The following is an 18873-nucleotide window of genomic DNA, read 5'->3' on the forward strand; positions in this document are numbered from 1 at the left end:
CGGCACCCCGCGCGGCCTCTCCTCGACCGAGAGCGACGCGGTACGCCCCTACGATGTTCGCCATGACGTCGCCGCTCCAGCTCGCTCAGCACGTCGTGGTGATCGGGGCCGACACGACCGCAGTGCGGTTGGTCGAGGAGCTGGAGCGCGCCGGCGAGGAGCTGGTGGTGATCGCCGACGCCAGCACCGACGCCGATGTGGTGGCCGACCTGCGGCTGCTCGGGGCGGAGGTCATCCTCTCCGGCTCGGTCCGTGAGGCCGACCTGGTGCGGGCCGGGGTGGCCGAGGCGAAGGCCGCGGTGATCGTCGGGGACAACGATGTCCGTGCGGTCCGGGTGGCACTCGCGGTCGAGGAGCTCAACCCGCAGCTTCGGCTGGTGATCGAGATGGCCAACCCCCAGCTGGGCGAGAAGCTCGGCCCGTTGCTGGGGGAGTGCACCGTGTTGTCCTCGGCCGAGCTGGCCGCCCCCGCGTTCGTCGCCGCGGCGCTGGCCACCCCGGACACCGCCGCGTTCGAGATCGGCGGCCGGTTGGTCGCGGCCGGCCCACGGGACCGGATCGGCGGCCAGCGGCTGGCGGTGCTGGCCGACAGTGCCCTGTCAGGCATCGACGCCGTCCTGCCTTCCGGCGACGGTGACATCGTGCTCGGCACCGAGATCACCGGGTCATCGCGTACCACGGTGCGCCAGTCGGGCATGTTCGGCGCCGTGACCCACCTCTTCGACCGTCGGCTCCGGCTCGTGCTGACCGGACTGATCGCGTTGATCGTCCTCAGCACCTTGTATTTCCACCTCGACGGCTCTGACTGGCTGACAGCGCTCTACCGCGCGCTGACCGCCTCGACCGATACCGGCCTGGACGTCGAGAACCTGTCGATGCGGTTCCGGTTCGGCGCCGTCGTCATCCAGCTGTTCGGGCTGGTGCTCTCCTCGGGTATCACCGCGGTGATCGTCGACGCCTTGATCAGTGCCCGGCTCGCCGCCCTCACCGGCGGTGTCCGGGGCCGGCCACGCAACCATGTCGTGGTCTGTGGCCTGGGCCGGATCGGTACGTCGGTGGCCGCCCGGCTGAAGGCCCGCGGGCTGGCGGTGGTGGCGGTGGAACGTGATGAGCACGCGGTCGGGGTGCTGCGGGCGCGGCGGCTGAAGATCCCGGTGGTGATCGGTGAGGCGAGCGACGCGGCGGCCCAGGAGGCCGCCGGGATCGGCCGCGCCGCGGCCGTGCTCGCGGTCACCGACGACGAGGCCGTCAACCTCGAGATCGGTCTGGTGGCCAAGCACGCGAACCCGGATGTCCGGGTGGTCGCCCGGCTCTTCGACCATGACCTGGCCAGCCGCGTCGAGCGACGTCTCGGGTTGGGGGCCACCCGCAGCGTCTCGATGTTGGCCGCACCGGCGTTCGCCGCCGCCGCGCTGGGGCGCCGCAAGGAGATCATCTTCCCGATCGGGCGCCGGGTGGTGCTCTTCACCGAGATCACCATCCAGCCCGGTTCGGGGGCGCCCGGCAAGCGGATCCACGAGCTGGAGCAGGCGGGGACGAGCCGGATTCTGGCGGTCAGCCCGCAGGGCGGCGACCAGTGGGACTGGCAGTGGGGCGAGCGGCCGGTGGCAGTGGGGGACAGGTTGGCGCTGGTCGCGACCCGGTCCGGGCTGGCCCGGCTGCTGCTGGCCACCAAGCATCCACCGAGCCGCAGCTGAGCGGTTCCGCCGCGGACCGCGGGGACCGCGCGGGATGGTGCCGGGCTTCAGTGACGCGGGTCGGCCAGTGGCCAGCCGCCACTGGCCAGCCGCGTCCGCACCCGGTGAACATCCTCCTGGCGGGGGAGCTCATCGGTGGTCTGGGTGATCAGCACGCCGATGTCCACGTCGTCGATCGGGAACCGGGCGTCGGCGGCGAGCCGAACAGCGATCGCGGTCACCTCGGCCGCGGTCAGGCGCCGGCGCAGGACGACCCTCAGCGCTACGTCCTCGGGCTCGGGGGTGGTGGCGGGGTAGCCGGAGCGCAGCCAGCCGATGATCCTGGTCAGCAGGTGGGGTCTCGGCACGAACGCTCCTAGGAGTCCTTCGGGTCCTCGGCCTGGCCGAGCGGCCACCCCCCGGCGGCGAGCCGGGCGGAGACCCGCGCGATGTCGTCGGGGGATGGGGCGTCCGACAGTACGTGGGCGATCAGCGCCTCGATCTCGTCGGCGGTGATCGGGTCCACCGGCCGGGACGGGTCGGCGGCGGCGATGGCGAGCTGGTCGTCGGTGAGGCGGGAGGCCACCGACCGTACCTGCTCGTCGGTGAGGCGGCGCTTGAGCAGCGCGACCAGCGCGAACCGGTCCTGGCGCGGCACACCGAGTGGATAGCCGGCTTCCAACCAGCCCAGCACCCGCCCGATCACCCCGGGGCTCTCTGCGGTGGTGGCCATCAGCCGAACAGCTGCTTGCCGAAGACGATGACCACGATGCCGAACAGCACGGCGGCGGCGATCACCGTGAAGCACACGGCGGCACCGGCGATCCCGAGAGGGCTCGGCCGGCTGGTAGCTCCGCCGTTGTCGCCGCCGGCCAGTACCAGACGACCGGCGGAGAGCGACCGCAGGCCGAGGGCGAACAGGGCCGGCAGGCCGGCGCCGAGCAGCAGGCCCACGGCGACGACCTGCCAGAGGGATTCCAGCGATGTGAGGAGGGTGTCCATGTCAGTCCTCTCAGACGGGGCTGTGGGTGGCGGGGACGGTGGCGGACGGGGCGGCCGGCACCAGGGAGCCGTCCCACTCGGCGTTGACGTTGGTGGAGTTGACCGGCTGCTTGCGGGAGTGGCGCAACATCGCCAGCGAGACGGCCAGCAGAACGGCGAACACGACGGCGACGCCGATGCCACCGCCGATCAGGTCGACGGTGAACCAGCAGGCCGCGCCGACCAGGGCCGCAGCGGGCAGCGTGGTCAGCCACGCGACGGCCATCCGGCCGGCGACGCCCCAACGCACCGTGGCGCCCTTGCGGCCCACCCCGGAGCCGAGGATGGAGCCGGTGGCGACGTGGGTGGTGGACAACGCCATGCCGAGGTGGCTGGAGGACAAGATGATGGCGGCGGACGACGCCTCGGCGGCCATCCCCTGGGGTGAGCTGATCTCGACCAGGCCCTTGCCCAGGGTGCGGATCACCCGCCATCCGCCGAGATAGGTGCCGGCGGCGATCGCGATGGCGCAGGCGGCCTTGACCCAGAACGGGATGGCCGCCAGATCGGTCCAGCTGCCATAGGCGATCAGGGCCAGGGTGATGACGCCCATGGTCTTCTGGGCGTCGTTGGTGCCGTGCGCCAGCGACACCAGTGACGCCGAGCCGATCTGGCCCCAGCGGAAGCCCTTCTCGCGGCGTGCCTCGGGCACCCCGGCCGCGATCCGAAAGATCAGCCCGGTGCCGGTCGCGGCGACCAGTCCGGCGACCACCGGCGCGGCGACGGCCGGGACGATGATCGAGGAGACGACCCCGTCCCACTTCACCCCACTCGTCCCCAGGGCGGCGATGGCCGATCCGATCAGTCCGCCGAACAGGGCGTGTGAGGACGACGACGGCAACCCGAGCAACCAGGTCATCAGGTTCCACAAGATGCCGCCGACCAGACCGGCGAAGACGATGGTGAGGATCGGGGTGCCCATCAGGTCGGCGATCGGGGCGCCGTCGGAACCTTGGATGTTGACCACCTTGTTGCTGACGGTGAGCGCTACCTCGATGGAGAGGAAGGCGCCGACCAGGTTCAGCACGGCGGACAGGGCGACGGCGGCCTTCGGCTTCAGCGCTCCGGTGGCGATCGAGGTGGCCATGGCGTTCGCGGTGTCGTGGAAGCCGTTGGTGAAGTCGAACGCGAGCGCGGTGACGACGACGATCGCGAGGATGAAGAAGGCTTCGGTCACGCTCTCATCGTGACGGCGTGGCGCCGGCCGGTGGAACCAGAAAGCGGGTTCTCCGACGATGGTTCATCGAGTGTTCATCTGAGCACTCCCGACTGGTTACGTCGGCACCGTCGGCACTACATCCTCAGCCCAGATGCCCTACCCGCCGAGGGTCGCCGCGACCACCGAGCGTGCCTCGTCCTGCACCGACGCCAGGTGCTCGGGGCCCCGGAACGACTCGGCGTAGATCTTGTACACGTCCTCGGTCCCCGACGGGCGGGCGGCGAACCAGGCCGACTCGGTGCAGACCTTGAGACCTCCGATGGCGGCGTCGTTGCCCGGCGCCCGGGTGAGCACGGCGGTGATCTTCTCCCCGGCCAGTTCGGTGGCGGTCACCGCCGAGGCGTCGAGCTTGGCCAGCTTCGCTTTCTGCGCGCGGTCGGCTGGGGCATCGACGCGGGCGTACGCCGGCGCGCCGTGCTCCGCGGTCAGCGCGGCGTAGAGCTGGCTCGGCGACGAGCCGGTGACGGCCTGGATCTCACTGGCCAGCAGCGCCAGCAGGATGCCGTCCTTGTCGGTTGTCCAGGTGCTCCCGTCCAGGGCCAGGAACGACGCACCGGCGGACTCCTCGCCGCCGAAACCGAGGCTGCCCGAGCGGAGGCCGTCGACGAACCACTTGAAGCCCACCGGCACCTCGACGAGGCGGCGGCCCAGACCCTCGGCGACCCGGTCGATCATCGAGGAGGAGACCAGGGTCTTGCCGATCCCGGCGCTCGAGTTCCAGCCGTCGCGGTGGGCGTAGAGATACTGGATCGCGACCGCCAGATAGGCGTTCGGGTTGAGCAGGCCGGCGTCGGGGGTGACGATGCCGTGCCGGTCCGCGTCGGCGTCGTTGCCGGTGGAGATGTCGTACGCGTCGCGGTTGGCGATCAGGCTGGCCATGGCGTTCGGCGAGGAGCAGTCCATCCGGATCTTGCCGTCGGTGTCCAAGGTCATGAAGGCCCAGCGCGGGTCCACCGTGGCGTTCACCACCGTCAGGTCCAGCCCGAGGTGCTCGGCCAGATAGCCCCAGTACTGCACGCTGGCCCCGCCGAGCGGGTCGGCGCCGATCCGGACTCCTGCCTCCCGTACCGCGTCCAGGTTCAGGGCGAGGGCGAGATCGTCGCAGTAGCGGCCCCGGTAGTCGAACCGGTGCAGGTCGGCACTCACTGCCGCGAACTGCGAGCGACGGATCGCCGACGGGTCGGCCAGCAGCTCGTTGGCGCGGGCGGCGATGACGCGAGTGGCGTCACTGTCGGCCGGCCCGCCGTGCGGTGGGTTGTATTTGAAGCCGCCGTCGCGGGGCGGGTTGTGTGAGGGGGTGACCACGATGCCGTCCGCGAGCCGACCCGCGGCAGCCGTGGCGTTGTGCACCACGATCGCGCGCGACACCGCCGGGGTAGGCGTGTACTCGTCGTCGTTCTCGGCGCAGACCGTCACCCCGTTGGCCGCCAGCACCTCGATCGCGGTGGTCCAGGCCGGGCCGGAGAGGGCGTGGGTGTCCTTGCCGATGAACAGCGGACCGGTGATCCCCTGCGACGTCCGATACTCCACGATCGCCTGCGTGGTGGCGGCGATGTGGGCGTCGTTGAAGGCGGTGTCCAGGCTCGATCCCCGGTGCCCCGACGTGCCGAAGACGACCTGCTGGTCGGGGTTGGCGGGGTCCGGCCGGAGGTCGTAGTAGGCGCCGATCACGGCATCGACGTCGATGAGGTCTTCGGGGAGGGCCGGCTGGCCGGCGCGGGGGTGAGCCATGCAGCCATTCTGCCCATATCCGCGCCGCCGCAGATCGGCCGGGGCGGGAATGTCCCTGAGTTGGTTCGGCCAGCACCGCTTTGACAGGATGGGGGCATGAGCGCCTCCAGCTTCAACCGTCCCGGAGCCATCGACCTCTCCCAGCTCGCCGCGCGCGCGCAGCGGCCCGCCGCTCCGGCGTCGGGTGGCCACAGCCCGGCCGGCGGGGGGACCGGCGCCGGGGCGTACGTGGTCGAAGTCACCGAACAGACCTTCGACGCCGAGGTGATGCGGCCCTCGGTGCAGTACCCGATCGTGGTCGAGTTCTACTCCCCGCGGGTCTCCACCGGACAGCAGCTGTCCGACGCGCTGGCCGCGCTGGCGGACGAGGCCGCCGGCAAGTTCGTGGTGGCCCGCCTCGACGTGGACGCCTCCCCGCAGATCGCCTCGGCGCTGGGTCTCCAGGCCGTGCCCACGGTGGTCGGGGTCATCGGCGGCCAGCTCGCACCGCTGTTCCAGGGTGTGCTGCCGGTCGAGCAGGTCCGCGCCTATCTCGACGAGCTGGTCAAGGCAGCGGTTGCGAACGGCATCGTTGGTCGGGCGGAGCCGGTCGGCGGCGCGGTCGAGGCGCCGGCCGACGACGTGCCGGACCCCCGCTTCGCCGAGGCCGACGCGGCTCTGGAGCGGGGCGACTTCGCCGCCGCCCGGGACGAGTTCGACAAGCTGTTGCAGGCCAACCCGGCGGACGCCGAGGCGCTGGCCGGCAAGGCGCAGGCCGGGCTGCTGGCGCGGACGGCCAACCTGGACACCACCGTCGTGCTGGCCGCGGCGGCCCGTCCGGACGCCGAGCTGCAGACCCACCTCGACGCCGCCGACGTCGAGGTTGTCCTCGGCCAGCCGGAGGCCGCCTTCGCCCGTCTGGTCGGACTGATCCGCACCCACTACGGCGAGGAGCGCGACCTGCTGCGGGTACGCCTGCTGGAGCTGTTCGAGACGCTCGGCAACACCGACGAGCGGGTGCTCAAGGCGCGGCGTGACCTGATGACCGCCCTGTTCTGACGGTCATCAGGTTCTGACGGTCATCAGGCCCGCGGGTCAGGACCCCGACCGCGGCCGGGAGGCCTTCTTGGCCCCGGCCTTGCCCGCTGACGTGGGCTTCTTGCGGCGACCCGCTGTCGTCGTGGCGGCGTGCGGTCCGGTCGGCACCTCGACGTCGGCGGCGACGTCGCCCGCTGGGCCAGCCTCGGCGGCGGGTGCCTTCGTGGCGGCCGCCCGGGACCGCGGCGACGCTGACTTGGCAGCCGCCTTGACCCCGGCCGCCGCCTTCGCCGGCTCGGGCTGCTCCTCGGTGACCGTCGGCTCCAGCAGCAGCCAGACCGCGCCCATCGGCGGGATGGCCACGGTGGCCGACGCCGGATAACCATGGGAGGGGACCGCGGTGGCCTCGACCTGGCCGAGGTTGCCGACGGTGCCGGAGCCGTCGTAGCTGGCTGCGTCGGTGTTGAGGATCTCCGTCCAGACGCCCTCGGCGGGCAGCCCGATCCGGTAGTCCGGGCGAGGCACGGCGGAGAAGTTCGCCAGGCAGGCGATCATCTGTCCCTCACCGTCATAGCGCAGGAACGAGAAGACGTTGCCGCCCTGGTCGTCGGCGTCGATCCAGGAGAACCCGGCCGGGTCGGTGTCCAGCTTGTACAGCGCCGGATGTGCGGTGTAGATGGCGTTCAGGTCCTTGACCAGCCGCTGCACGCCCCGGTGGCCCCAGTCCGCGGACTGCTCCCAGTCGAGGCTGCGGGACTCGGAGAACTCGCGCTGCTGACCGAACTCGGTGCCCATGAAGAGCAGCTGCTTGCCGGGGTGGGACCACATGAACGCGTAGAACGCCCGCATGGTGGCGAACTTGCGCCACTCGTCCTGCGGCACCCGTTCGAACATCGATCCCTTGCCGTGCACCACCTCGTCATGGCTGATCGGCAAGATGTAGTTCTCCGAATACGCGTACGCCATCGCGAACGTCATCTCGTGGTGGTGGTGCTGGCGGTGCAGCGGCTCGCGGCCGTAGTAGCGCAGCGAGTCGTTCATCCAGCCCATGTTCCACTTGAAGCCGAAGCCCAGGCCGCCTTGGTCGACCGGCTTGGTGACCCCGGGCCACGACGTCGACTCCTCGGCGATCATCATCGTCCCGGGCGCCCGCTGGTAGTTGTGCTTGTTGACCTGCTGCAGCAGCGCGACGGCGTCGAGGTTCTCCCGCCCGCCGAACCGGTTCGGGATCCACTGGCCCTCCTCGCGGGAATAGTCCAGATAGAGCATCGAGGCGACGCCGTCGACCCGCAGACCGTCGATGTGATACTCGCTCAGCCAGTAGTACGCGTTGGAGGCGAGGAAGCTCTTCACCTCGTTGCGGCCGAAGTTGAAGATGTAGGAGCCCCAGTCGGGATGCCAGCCGAGCCGGGGGTCCTCGTGCTCGTACAGGGCGGTCCCGTCGAACCGCTGCAGCGCCCAGGGGTCGGTGGCGAAGTGGCCGGGGACCCAGTCGACGATGACGCCGATCCCTGCCTGGTGCAGCCGGTCGACCAGCGCGCGGAACTCGTCGGGGGAGCCGAACTTCGACATCGGGGCGTAGTAGCCGGTGACGTGGTAGCCCCACGACCCCTCGTACGGATGCTGGGCGACGGGCATGAACTCGACATGGGTGTAGCCCTGCCAGCTGACGTACTCGACCAGCTGGTCGGCCAGCTCGAGGTAGGTCAGGCCCTGGCGCCACGACCCGATGTGCACCTCGTAGATGCTCATCGGCTCGGCGTACTGCCGCTTCTCACCGCGGTACCACATCCACTGGTCGTCGCCCCAGGTGTAGGTGCTGTCGAAGACGATCGACGCCGTGTGCGGTGAGGCTTCGGTGAAGCGCGCCATCGGGTCGGCTTTGGTCCGCCACACCCCGTCCGCGCCACAGACCTCGAACTTGTAGAGCGCGCCGGTGCCGACCCCCTCGACGAACAGGGCCCACACCCCCGAGCCCGGGACCAGGTGCATCTGCGACTGCTCGCCGTTCCACCAGTTGAAGTCGCCGACCAGACGTACGGCTCGGGCGTTGGGGGCCCAGACGGTGAACCGGGTGCCGGCCACCGGGCCGCGCTCGTCGTCCTCCACCGTGATGGGCTGTGCGCCTAGTCGGCGCCAGCACTCGGTGTCGTGTCCCTGGTGGAATCCGGACAGCTCTGATCCGGTGATTCCGCCGGTGGGGTCGTAGGCCATGTTCTGCTCCTCAGGACCGGGCGTCGGTGGACGCGGGGATGGTGCGGGCGTCGGTGGACGCGGGGATGATGCGGGCGTCGGTGGACGCGGGGGGAGTGCGGGCGTCGGTGGACGCGGGGGGAGTGCGGGCGTCGGTGGACGCGGGGATGATGCGCGCGTCGGTGGACGCGGGGGGAGAGCCGGCCAAGGCAGCGACCGCGGCCAACGGGATGCCCACCCAGTCGGGCCGGTTGCGCACCTCGTAGACGACCTCGTAGACCGCCTTGTCGGCTTCATAGGCGTGCAGCACCGCGAGCTCGTCGTCGGTCAGCGCTCGGCCGCGGTAGCCGCTCAGGAACGCCTGCCGGCAGCGCGCGCTCCAGGCGGCGCTGGTTGGCCCGGGCACGCTGGCGGCGGCGTAGTCGAAGGACCGCAGCATGCCGGCCAGGTCGCGCCAGACGCTGTCAGGCTCGGCCCGTTCAGCCAGGGTCTTCACCGGCTCGCCTTCGAAGTCGATGATCTTCCAGCCGCTCGGGGTACGCAGCGTCTGGCCCAGATGGAAGTCGCCGTGCACCCGCTGGGTGGCGAGCTCGGTGGCGGCCAGCCGGTCGAAGTGGGCGCGCAGACCGGGCACGTACGGCTGCAGCGCCGGCGCGATCGCCACCGCCGCGTCGAGTCGCTTGGTCATCACCGCAGCGGTGGCGGCACCCGAGATCGTCGTCGTCGCGAAGCTGCGCCGCAGTGCTTCGTGGATCTCGGCCAGCGCGACGCCGAGCAGCCGGGCGTCGTCGGCGAACGACGCCGTCTCCGGCTGCCGCAGCGAGTCCAGGGCCAGCCCCCAGCCGTCCTCCGCGTCGGCCAGCTTGGCCACCACCATGGCTAGGTCGGCCGAGACCGGCTCGCCGTGGCCACCGGCCGAGCGCCAGGTGGCCTCCGCCCAGCCGAAGAGGCGGGCGACGTCGCCGACGCCGTTGCGGCTCAGGGCGTCGTGGACCTCGATGTCGAGGTTGTGGCCCAGCTCGAGCCGGCGGAAGGCCTTGAGCATGGCGACGTCGCCGAACATCACCGAGGTGTTGCTCTGCTGCCCGGTGAACACCGTGGGCGTCAGGTCAGGGGTGAGCCCGGTGGCGTCGGTGACCCGGAAGGACACCGTGGCGGTCGGGCTGGTGACGGTGCGGCCCTCGATCAGGCAGGTCAGGATGACCCGGCAGGCCTCGCCATCCTGCAGGGCGTCGTAGGCCACCACCGCGCCGAGCTCGGGGTCGTCGAACCGGCCGATCTCGGCGTGCGCCAGCTCCGGGCGCGGCGCCGGTCGGTAGGCCACTGCCAGCTGGTACAGCTCGGTGGCGGAGTCCGACTCGGCGTCGCCGCCGGAGTAGGCCACTTCGACCACCTCGAAGCGGACCGCGGGCCAGCTGGCGGGCTCGGTCAGCCACGGCAGCGGTGTGACCGAGCGCAGGCTCGGCAGCCGGCCCTTGCCCGCGAACCAGCGAGCAGAGCTGAGGTGGTCCAGCAGCTGGGCCGCCGGGGACGAGGTGTCAGTCATGGGGCTCCTTCGACCGGCGGCCGGACGTACCTGCCGGTCGGTGTGGTCGGGCGTGCCGGCGCCGAGACGCCGGATGGCCTGGTTGGTTCGGACGGCTCGAGCGCCGGTGCCCGCGCGCCGGTGACCCGGGGCGCACGGTTCGCCGTCACTACTGCCCGGTCTCGGCCACGCTGGGCCTCGGCGTCGACGTGTTCACCGCGCCCGGCCGGACCAGGGTCAAGATGTGGGCCGGGTCGTCCACCGTCAGCTGGACGAAGGGCCGCTGGCCCCACCGCCAGGTCTGTCCGGTGATCTCGTCGTGCACCAGGAAGACCTCGTCGGCCCGGAGACCGAGCGCCGCCATGTCCAGCATCAGCTCCGACTCGACGACCTGGTGCGGGTCGAGGCTGGTCACCACGATCACCACGTCGTCGCCCTCGCGCTTGGAGTAGGCGAGCACGTCGGGGTGCGGGGCGTGGTGGAAGTGCAGGTCCCGCAGCTGCTGCAGGGCGGGGTGGTCGCGCCGTACCCGGTTCAGCAGGCCGATCAGCAGGTTGAGGTTCTCCCCGCTCTCCTCGGCGGCCTTCCAGTCGCGGGGGCGGTACTGGAACTTCTCGGAGTCGAGATACTCCTCGGCGCCCGGGCGGATGGCGGCGTTCTCGAACAGCTCGAAGCCCGAGTAGACGCCCCAGACCGGGGACAAGGTGGCGGCCAGGACAGCGCGGATGGTGAAGGCCGTGCGGCCGCCCGTCTGCAGGAAGGTCGGCAGGATATCGGGGGTGTTGACGAAGAAGTTCGGCCGGATGAAGGCGTCGGTCTCGGTGGTGAGCTCCGTCATGTATTCGACGATCTCCCACTTCTCGTTACGCCAGGTGAAATAGCTGTACGACTGCTGGTAGCCCACCTTGCCGAGCATGTGCATCATCGCCGGCCGGGTGAACGCCTCGGCCAGGAAGATCACGTCCGGGTCGGTCTTGCGGACCTCGCCGAGGATCCAGGCCCAGAAGTCCACCGGCTTGGTGTGTGGGTTGTCGACCCGGAAGATCCGGACGCCGTGTGACATCCAGAACCGGAGCAGCCGCAGCGACTCGGCGTAGATGCCGTCGCGGTCCTCGTCGAAGTAGATGGGGTAGATGTCCTGATACTTCTTCGGCGGGTTCTCGGCGTAGGCGATGGACCCGTCGGCGCGCTTGGCGAACCATTCCGGGTGGTCGGTGACCCACGGGTGGTCGGGGGAGGCCTGCAGGGCGAAGTCCAGGGCCACCTCCATGCCGAGCTCGCGGGCGCGGGCGACGAAGGCATCGAAGGAGTCGAAGTCGCCGAGGTCGGGGTGGATGGCGTCGTGACCGCCCTCGGCCGCTCCGATCGCCCAGGGCGAGCCGGGGTCGGCCGGGCCCGGCTGGAGCGTGTTGTTGGGACCCTTGCGAAACGATCGGCCGATCGGGTGGATGGGCGGCAGATAGATCACGTCGAAGCCCATCGCGGCGGCCGCCTCGAGCCGCTCATGGGAGGAGTCGAAGGTGCCCGACGTCCAGGTGCCGGTGGCCTCGTCGAACTCGGCGCCCTGGGAGCGGGGGAAGAACTCGTACCAGGACGAGAACAGGGCCCGCTTCCGGTCGCAGAACAGCGGGTAGTCCGGGCTCGGCGAGACCAGCTCGCGCGGGCCGTACTGTTCCATCGCGGTGCGGACGTCGTCGCCGAGGACGACCTCGAGCCGGTCCTCCACCTGCTGCGCGGACGACAGCTCGCGGCCGGCAGCGCTGAGCAGGGCAGCGGTGGTGGTGTCACCGGCCTTGGTGGCGGCCGCGGCGGCCCGCTCGAACAGGGCCTTGCCCTCCCGACAGACCAGAGCGACGTCGATGCCGGCCGGGATCTTGATCTCCGCGGTGTGCACCCAGGTGGCCCACGGGTCGCTCCACCCCTGGACCCGGAAGGTCCAGGGGCCCTCGACGTCGAGGCGGACCATCGCCTGCCACCGGTCGAAGCCGGCCGGGGTGGTCGGCGCCATCGCCACCAGGTGCTCGGCCCCGCTGGGATCGGTCAGCACGACGGAGGCGTTGACCGCGTCGTGCCCCTCGCGGAACACCGTGGCGGTGATCGGGATGGACTCACCGACGGTGGCCTTGGCGGCGTACGCGCCGCCGTGGATCACCGGCGACACGTCGGTCACGGGGATGCGGAGGATCGGCGCGCCGGGGGAATTCGGCGCGGGAGTCCTGAGGCGGGGGGTTCCTGCGGAGGTGGCCGTCACACCGCACAACCTATCGGGCGTGACCGGCACCCGGCACCCGGCCGCCGCCGCGGTTGAGATGTCGACCCGCAGGGTAAGAACCCCCGGTTCGGGAGTGGCTGTGCCCCGGCTCCGGGCTCTCTGGGCGGGTCCGCCGCCTGCGGCGGTGCCGAGCCTGCAATCTGACCGCTAAGGTCAATGGGTGCGCGCCATCCGTCGATTCAATGTCCGTCCCGTCCTCCCTGCAGCCTTGAAGCCCTTGGGTGACCTGTCGCTCAACCTTCGCTGGTCGTGGCACCACGACACCCAGGAGCTCTTCGCGTCGGTGGACCCCGTGCTGTGGGCCGAGACCGGGCACGACCCGGTCAAGCTGCTGGCCGAGGTGTCGGTCGATCGGCTGGAGGCGCTGGCCAAGGACCGCAAGTTCGTCCGCGCCGTCACCCTGATCCACGCCGATCTGCAGGAATACCTCGCCGGCGACCACTGGTACCAGGGCTACGCCGCGGACACCCCCGACGCCCCGGCGGCGATCGGCTACTTCTCCCCGGAGTTCGGGATCACCGAGGTGCTGCCGCAGTATTCGGGCGGCCTGGGAATCCTTGCTGGTGACCACCTCAAGGCAGCCAGCGACCTCGGCGTGCCCATCATCGGCGTCGGCCTGCTCTATCGCCAGGGCTACTTCAAGCAGTCGCTGAACGCGGCCGGCTGGCAGCAGGAGCGCTATCCGCTGCTGGACCCCAACGAGCTGCCGCTGACCTTGCTGCAGGACGACAACGGCCCGGTCCGGATCGAGCTGCCGCTGGCCGGTCGTACGCTGCACGCCCAGGTCTGGGTGGCGTCTGTCGGCCGGGTGCCACTGCTGCTGATGGACTCCGACGTGGAGGCGAACGCCGGTGCGGAGCGCGAGACCACCGACCGGCTGTACGGCGGCGGCATCGACCATCGGCTGGCCCAGGAGGTGCTGCTGGGCATCGGTGGCGTCCGGGCGATCCGGGAGTACTGCCGGATCACCGGCGCGGCGGCGCCCGAGGTCTTCCACACCAACGAGGGTCACGCCGGCTTCCTCGGCCTGGAGCGGATCCGTGAGTTCATGGAGGGCGGCCTGGACTTCGACACCGCCCTGGAGCGGTGCCGCGCCGGCACCGTCTTCACCACCCACACCCCGGTTCCCGCCGGCATCGACCGCTTCCCGCGTGAGCTGATCATCGACCAGTTCGGCTCCTTCGGCGCGCTGCCGCTGGACCGGGTGCTGGCCCTGGGGGCGGAGGACTACGAGGGCGGCGACCACGGCAAGTTCAACATGGCCGTGATGGGGTTCCGCCTCGGCCAGCGGGCCAACGGAGTGTCGCTGCTGCACGGTGAGGTGTCGCGGGAGATGTTCCACGGGCTGTGGAGCTCGTTCGACACCTCCGAGGTGCCGATCACCTCGATCACCAACGGCGTCCACCACCAGACCTGGGTCCACCACGAGCTGTTGGCTCTGCTGGAGAGCTCGGCGAGCAAGGACTCCGTTCTCGATGGCTACGACTGGTCAGGTCTGGCCAAGGTCGACTCCAAGACCATCTGGTCGCTGAAGCGCAGCATGCGTACCGACCTGATCGCAATGACCCGGGAACGGCTCGCCGAGAGCTCGGCCCACCGCGGCCTGGCCGGGGAGTGGGTGTCCGGGGTGCTGGACCCCGACGTGATCACCTTCGGGTTCGCTCGTCGCGTGCCGTCGTACAAGCGGCTCACCCTGATGTTGCGCGACCCCGAGCGGCTCAAGGCCCTGCTGACCAACCCGGAGCGGCCGATCCAGATCGTCATCGCCGGCAAGTCGCATCCGGCCGACGAGGGCGGCAAGGCGCTGATCCAGCAGATGGTGCAGTTCGCCGACGCGGCGGATGTCCGCGAGCGGATCGTCTTCCTGCCCGACTACGACATCTCGATGGCCAAGCCGCTGTACCCGGGCTGCGATGTCTGGATGAACAACCCGCTGCGCCCGTACGAGGCCTGTGGCACCTCCGGCATGAAGGCCGCGCTGAACGGCGCGGCGAACCTGTCCATCCGCGACGGCTGGTGGGATGAGTGGTTCGACCCGGCCTTCGGCTGGGAGATCCCCTCGGCGGAGGGCGTGGACGACCCCGACCGACGCGACGAGCTCGAGGCGCGGGCGCTCTACGACATCATCGAGAACGAGATCGTCCCCCGCTTCTACGAGGTGGACAGCCACGGCCTGCCGGAGCGCTGGATCCAGATGATCCGCGACACCGTGGCCGGTCTCGGCCCCAAGGTGCTGGCGTCGCGGATGGTGCGCGACTACGTCACCACGCTCTACACCCCGGCGGCGGGCTCGTCCCACCAGATCGAGCGGGAGCCGCAGGCCGCGGTGGCGCTGGCCGCCTGGAAGCGCCGGGTGCGTGCCGGCTGGCCGGGTGTCGTCGTCGACCATGTCGAGAGCCTCGCTGGTGAGTCGATCGAGGTCGGCACCCAGATCCACGTCAGCGTTCTGGTGCGGCTGGGTGAGCTCTCGCCGGACGACGTGGAGGTCCAGCTGGTCACCGGTCGGGTCGATGCCAACGACGCGCTGCGGGACACGATCGTGACGCCGTTCGAGAACGGCACCGATGCGGGCAACGGTCTGCGGCGCTACGAAGGCATGGTGGAGGCTCGTCGCTCGGGCGCCATCGGCTATACCGTCCGGGTCGTCCCGCACCACCCGGAACTGGTCAGCGTGGCGGAGATGGGCCTGTCCACCGTCCCGGCGGAGATGGCGGTGCCGCCGTCGGCGGCGCAGCACTGATCCACGCAGCATTCAGTGCAATCTGCACTGATGGCCCGCTGCACTGATGGCCCGCTGCACTGATGGCCCGCAGCACTGATGGCCCGCTGCACTGAGTGCAGCGGGCGAGTCAGTCGGTGAGCTCTGTCACGACCGCGGCCACGGCTCGTGCGGCCTCCGGCGCCAGCCGGGGCATCGACACGAAGCCGTGCACCGCGTCGGGATAGCGCACCAACCGGGTAGGCACCCCCGCCGACTCCAGGGCTGCGGCGTAGCGGACGGCGTCGTCGCGCAGTGGATCCCGGCCGGCCGCGATCACCAGCGCCGGCGCGACTCCGGTCAGGTCGGGGTGGAACAGCGGACTGACCCGCGGGTCGTCGGCGCGTAGTCCGTCGGGGTGGTCGTGCGGCAGATACTGCCGCCCGTACCAGTCCAGGATCGGTCGGCTCAGCACGGGCGCGTCGGCCAGCTCGGTGACCGACGGCGAGGACAGGGTCAGGTCCGTGGCGGGGTAGAACAGCACCTGGTGCCGCAACGGGGGCACGCTCGGGTCCGCCCGGCACCGGTCGCGGTGCGCCAGCGCCACCAGTGCTGCCAGGTTGCCGCCGGCGCTGGCCCCCATCACGCTGACCTGCCGCGGATCGGCGCCGAGCTCGGCGGCGTGCTCGATCAGCCAGCGAGTCGACTCCTGGCAGTCGGTGGCGGCCGCCGGGGCCAGATGCGGTGGCGCCAGCCGGTAGGTGACCGAGGCGACCACGGAGCCGGTCCGGACCGCGACCTGGCTGCAGAGCCAGTCGGTCTGGACCAGGTTGCCGAAGACGAAGCCGCCGCCGTGGAAGTTCACCACCATCGGCCGTGGACCGCTCGCCGCCGTACGCGGGCGATAGAGCCGCAACCGGACCACGGTGTTCGACAGCGCCAGCGTGCGGTCCTCGATCGCCACGTCGCGGGTCGGGGGGCCCATCACCCAGCGCCCGAGCCGTACGGGTCGGGGCTCGGCCCGGGCCCGCTCCAGGTAGCGCTGCGGCGGCGGGTCCGGATGCGGCATCCGCCGCGCCAGGGCGATGAACAGTCGCAGCCGACGGTTCAGCCCGACCGTGGCGGACGACGAGACGGCGCGGCGGAAGCGGCGGGCCACGCTCAGCCGACCTGCAGGACGACCACGGTGCGGCCGGGCAGCTGCAGCCCGCTCCCCGCGAGCAGCGGTGAGTCGGGCAGCTCGCCCGGCTCGCCGGTGTGCGCCACCACCCGGTAGGACGTGGCCCACGGGCCGTCGGGCAGCTCCACCTGGATCGGCTCGGCACCGGCGTGGAACCAGACCAGGAACGCCTCCTCGTGGTCGCGCTCGGGCCGGTCGTCGGCGACGTACATGCCGAGCGTGCGACGGTTGGGGTCCTGCCACTCGGCGGGCTGCATCTCGCCGCGTCCGCCACCGAACCAGGCGAGGTTGCGCCGGCCGGTCGGTTCCTGGTCAGCGCCGAGGATCGGCTCGCCGTGCCGGAAGCTCCTCGGCCGCAGCACCGGATGGGCAGCCCGCAGGTGGAGCAGCTGCTTGGTCAGCGCAGTCAGCCCGCCCCAGGCCTGCTGGGTGTCCCAGTGCACCCAGGAGATGGGGGAGTCCTGGCAGTAGGCGTTGTTGTTGCCCTGCTGCGTACGCCCCAGCTCGTCGCCCGCGGTGATCATCGGCACGCCACTGGCCAACAGCAGGGTCGCCATCAGGTTCTTGGTCTGCCGACGCCGCAGAGCGTTAACGGCTTGGTCGTCGGACTCGCCCTCCCAGCCACAGTTCCAGGACCGGTTGTCGTCGGAGCCGTCGCGGTTGGATTCGCCGTTGGCGCCGTTGTGCTTGACGTCGTAGGTGACCAGGTCGCGCAGGGTGAACCCGTCGTGAGCCGTGACGAAGTTGATGCTCGTCGACACCGGACGGTCCGCCTGGCCGAACAGGTCAGGTGAGCCGGCCAGCCGGGGTGCGAGCTCTGAGACCGGGCCGTTGCCGCGCCAGAAGTCGCGGGCGAAGTTGCGGAACCTGTCGTTCCACTCACTCCAGCCGGGCCCGAACGAGCCGACCTGATAACCGTACGGGCCGAGGTCCCACGGCTCGGCGATGATCTTGACCCGGCTCAGCACCGGGTCCTCGCGAAGCGCGACCTTGAACGGATGATCATGGACGACGTGGTGCTGCGAGTCGCGCACCAGGGCGGTGACCAGGTCGAAGCGGAACCCGTCCACGCCCATCTCGGTGACCCAGTAGCGCAGCGAGTCCAACACCATCCGCAGTACGCCGGGCTGGGAGGTGTCGACCGAGTTGCCGCAGCCGGTGACGTCGAAGTCGGTTCGCTGGTCGGCGGTGAGCCGGTAGTAGCCGCGGTGGTCGATCCCGCGGAAGGCCAGGGTCGGGCCTTCGTGACCGCCTTCGCCGGTGTGGTTGTAGACCACGTCCAAGATCACCTCGATGCCGGCCGCATGCAGCGCGGACACCATCTGCTTGAACTCGCGGACCTGCTCGCCCATCGTCCCCTCCGAGCAGTACGCGGCGTGCGGGGCGAAGAAGCCGAGGGAGTTGTAGCCCCAGTAGTTGCTCAGCCCGCGGCTGATCAGGAACGGCTCGGAGACGAAGTGGTGGATCGGCAGCAGCTCCACCGCTGTCACGCCGAGCTCGACCAGGTGCGCGATGACGGCCGGGTAGGCGAGGCCGGCGTACGTCCCGCGCAGGTGCTCGGGCACCAACGGATGCAGCCGGGTGTAGCCCTTGACATGCATCTCATAGATGACCGACGACTCCATCGGAGTCGGCTCCGCGATCGGCTCCGGGGGTGGCGAGTCAGCGACCACCACGCTCAGCGGCACGGCGGCGAACGAGTCGGTGGTGTCGGGGATGTAGTCGGACTCGGCGACGTGGTCGAGAATCGGCCCGGAGTAGTCGACCCCGCCGGTGATGGCGCGCGCATACGGGTCCAGCAGCAGCTTGGCCGGATTGAACCGGGCGCCGGCGTCGGGGTCCCACTCGCCGTGGACCCGGAAGCCGTAGCGCTGCTCCGGCCCGACACCGGCGACGTGCACGGTCCAGACTCCGTCGGCACCGCGGTGCAGGTCGTGGTTGGTCTGGCTGCGGTCGGCGGCGACCAGGGCGAGCTCGACCCGGGTGGCCCGAGGAGCCCAGAGGCCGAACGAGGTCCCCCCGTCGTGGACGTGCGCGCCGAGGACGCGAGAGTCGGTCGGGGCGGGAGGCGGGGTGGTGATGGTCATCTCAGGCTTTCAGTCGGGCGGCGCGGCGGTCGGTGGTGCGGTCGAGCGGGTGGATCCTTCCTGCCGGCCCGGGGCGTGAGATCGTCCCCGTCGTTGTCGTGCGAACACGGCATATCGCCCCATTGTGCCCGCTGCGACCGGCCACACCGCGGTTCGACATGACCAGCGAGGCCCGGACCTGTTCCGCGGAGCCGGGATCGACCCCGGGCCGGCCCGCCGAGCGGGGCTAGAGTC

The 18873-nt window shown here is 70.8% G+C and carries 13 protein-coding genes; 3 read left to right on the forward strand and 10 right to left on the reverse strand.

All coding sequences use genetic code 11. The features are described from left to right. Nucleotides 1–62: 62 nt before the first annotated feature. Nucleotides 63–1697, forward strand: coding sequence for an NAD-binding protein (locus tag AC1XX3_RS12715; protein WP_483321511.1), 1635 nt, complete (start codon nt 63–65; stop codon nt 1695–1697). 47 nt (nt 1698–1744) lie between these two features. Here the strand turns inward: AC1XX3_RS12715 and AC1XX3_RS12720 are convergent, their stop codons facing one another. The 5 genes from AC1XX3_RS12720 to pgm form a co-directional block, all read right to left on the reverse strand. Continuing rightward, nucleotides 1745–2044, reverse strand: coding sequence for a DUF3349 domain-containing protein (locus tag AC1XX3_RS12720; RefSeq protein WP_483321512.1), 300 nt, complete (start codon nt 2042–2044; stop codon nt 1745–1747). An 8-nt stretch (nt 2045–2052) separates the two neighbouring features. Continuing rightward, the gene (locus tag AC1XX3_RS12725) at nt 2053–2409 is read right to left on the reverse strand and encodes a DUF3349 domain-containing protein (RefSeq protein WP_483321513.1); all 357 of its coding nucleotides are present in this window, start codon (nt 2407–2409) and stop codon (nt 2053–2055) included. Beyond that, nucleotides 2409–2678, reverse strand: coding sequence for a hypothetical protein (locus AC1XX3_RS12730; protein ID WP_483321514.1), 270 nt, complete (start codon nt 2676–2678; stop codon nt 2409–2411). Before AC1XX3_RS12730 ends, AC1XX3_RS12725 begins: the two co-directional genes overlap by 1 nt. A gap of 10 nt (nt 2679–2688) precedes the next feature. Beyond that, on the reverse strand, nt 2689–3894 hold the full coding sequence (locus AC1XX3_RS12735; RefSeq protein ID WP_483321515.1) for an inorganic phosphate transporter: 1206 nt from the start codon (nt 3892–3894) through the stop codon (nt 2689–2691). 138 nt (nt 3895–4032) lie between these two features. Continuing rightward, on the reverse strand, nt 4033–5667 hold the full coding sequence (pgm, locus tag AC1XX3_RS12740; RefSeq protein ID WP_483321516.1) for a phosphoglucomutase (alpha-D-glucose-1,6-bisphosphate-dependent): 1635 nt from the start codon (nt 5665–5667) through the stop codon (nt 4033–4035). 96 nt (nt 5668–5763) lie between these two features. Here pgm and AC1XX3_RS12745 point away from each other — a divergent pair, with 96 nt between their 5' ends. After that, entirely contained in the window at nt 5764–6705 is a 942-nt protein-coding gene (locus AC1XX3_RS12745) for a tetratricopeptide repeat protein (RefSeq protein WP_483321517.1), read from the forward strand. A 36-nt stretch (nt 6706–6741) separates the two neighbouring features. On the opposite strand, the gene glgB is transcribed toward AC1XX3_RS12745, so the two are convergent. The 3 genes from glgB to AC1XX3_RS12760 form a co-directional block, all read right to left on the reverse strand. Beyond that, nucleotides 6742–8898, reverse strand: coding sequence for a 1,4-alpha-glucan branching protein GlgB (glgB, locus tag AC1XX3_RS12750; protein WP_483321518.1), 2157 nt, complete (start codon nt 8896–8898; stop codon nt 6742–6744). Between the two features lie 10 nt (nt 8899–8908). After that, nucleotides 8909–10423: a maltokinase N-terminal cap-like domain-containing protein gene (locus tag AC1XX3_RS12755; RefSeq protein WP_483321519.1), complete on the reverse strand. Its 1515-nt coding sequence runs from the start codon at nt 10421–10423 to the stop codon at nt 8909–8911. A gap of 148 nt (nt 10424–10571) precedes the next feature. Beyond that, the gene (locus AC1XX3_RS12760; RefSeq protein ID WP_483322098.1) at nt 10572–12587 is read right to left on the reverse strand and encodes an alpha-1,4-glucan--maltose-1-phosphate maltosyltransferase; all 2016 of its coding nucleotides are present in this window, start codon (nt 12585–12587) and stop codon (nt 10572–10574) included. Between the two features lie 247 nt (nt 12588–12834). On the opposite strand from AC1XX3_RS12760, the gene glgP reads away from it, so the two are divergent. After that, entirely contained in the window at nt 12835–15414 is a 2580-nt protein-coding gene (glgP, locus tag AC1XX3_RS12765) for an alpha-glucan family phosphorylase (RefSeq protein WP_483321520.1), read from the forward strand. 109 nt (nt 15415–15523) lie between these two features. Here the strand turns inward: glgP and AC1XX3_RS12770 are convergent, their stop codons facing one another. Beyond that, nucleotides 15524–16531: an alpha/beta hydrolase gene (locus AC1XX3_RS12770; protein ID WP_483321521.1), complete on the reverse strand. Its 1008-nt coding sequence runs from the start codon at nt 16529–16531 to the stop codon at nt 15524–15526. A 2-nt stretch (nt 16532–16533) separates the two neighbouring features. After that, nucleotides 16534–18633: a glycogen debranching protein GlgX gene (gene glgX, locus AC1XX3_RS12775; RefSeq protein ID WP_483322099.1), complete on the reverse strand. Its 2100-nt coding sequence runs from the start codon at nt 18631–18633 to the stop codon at nt 16534–16536. Nucleotides 18634–18873 lie beyond the last annotated feature (240 nt).

Source organism: Microlunatus sp. M237 (assembly GCF_056896895.1).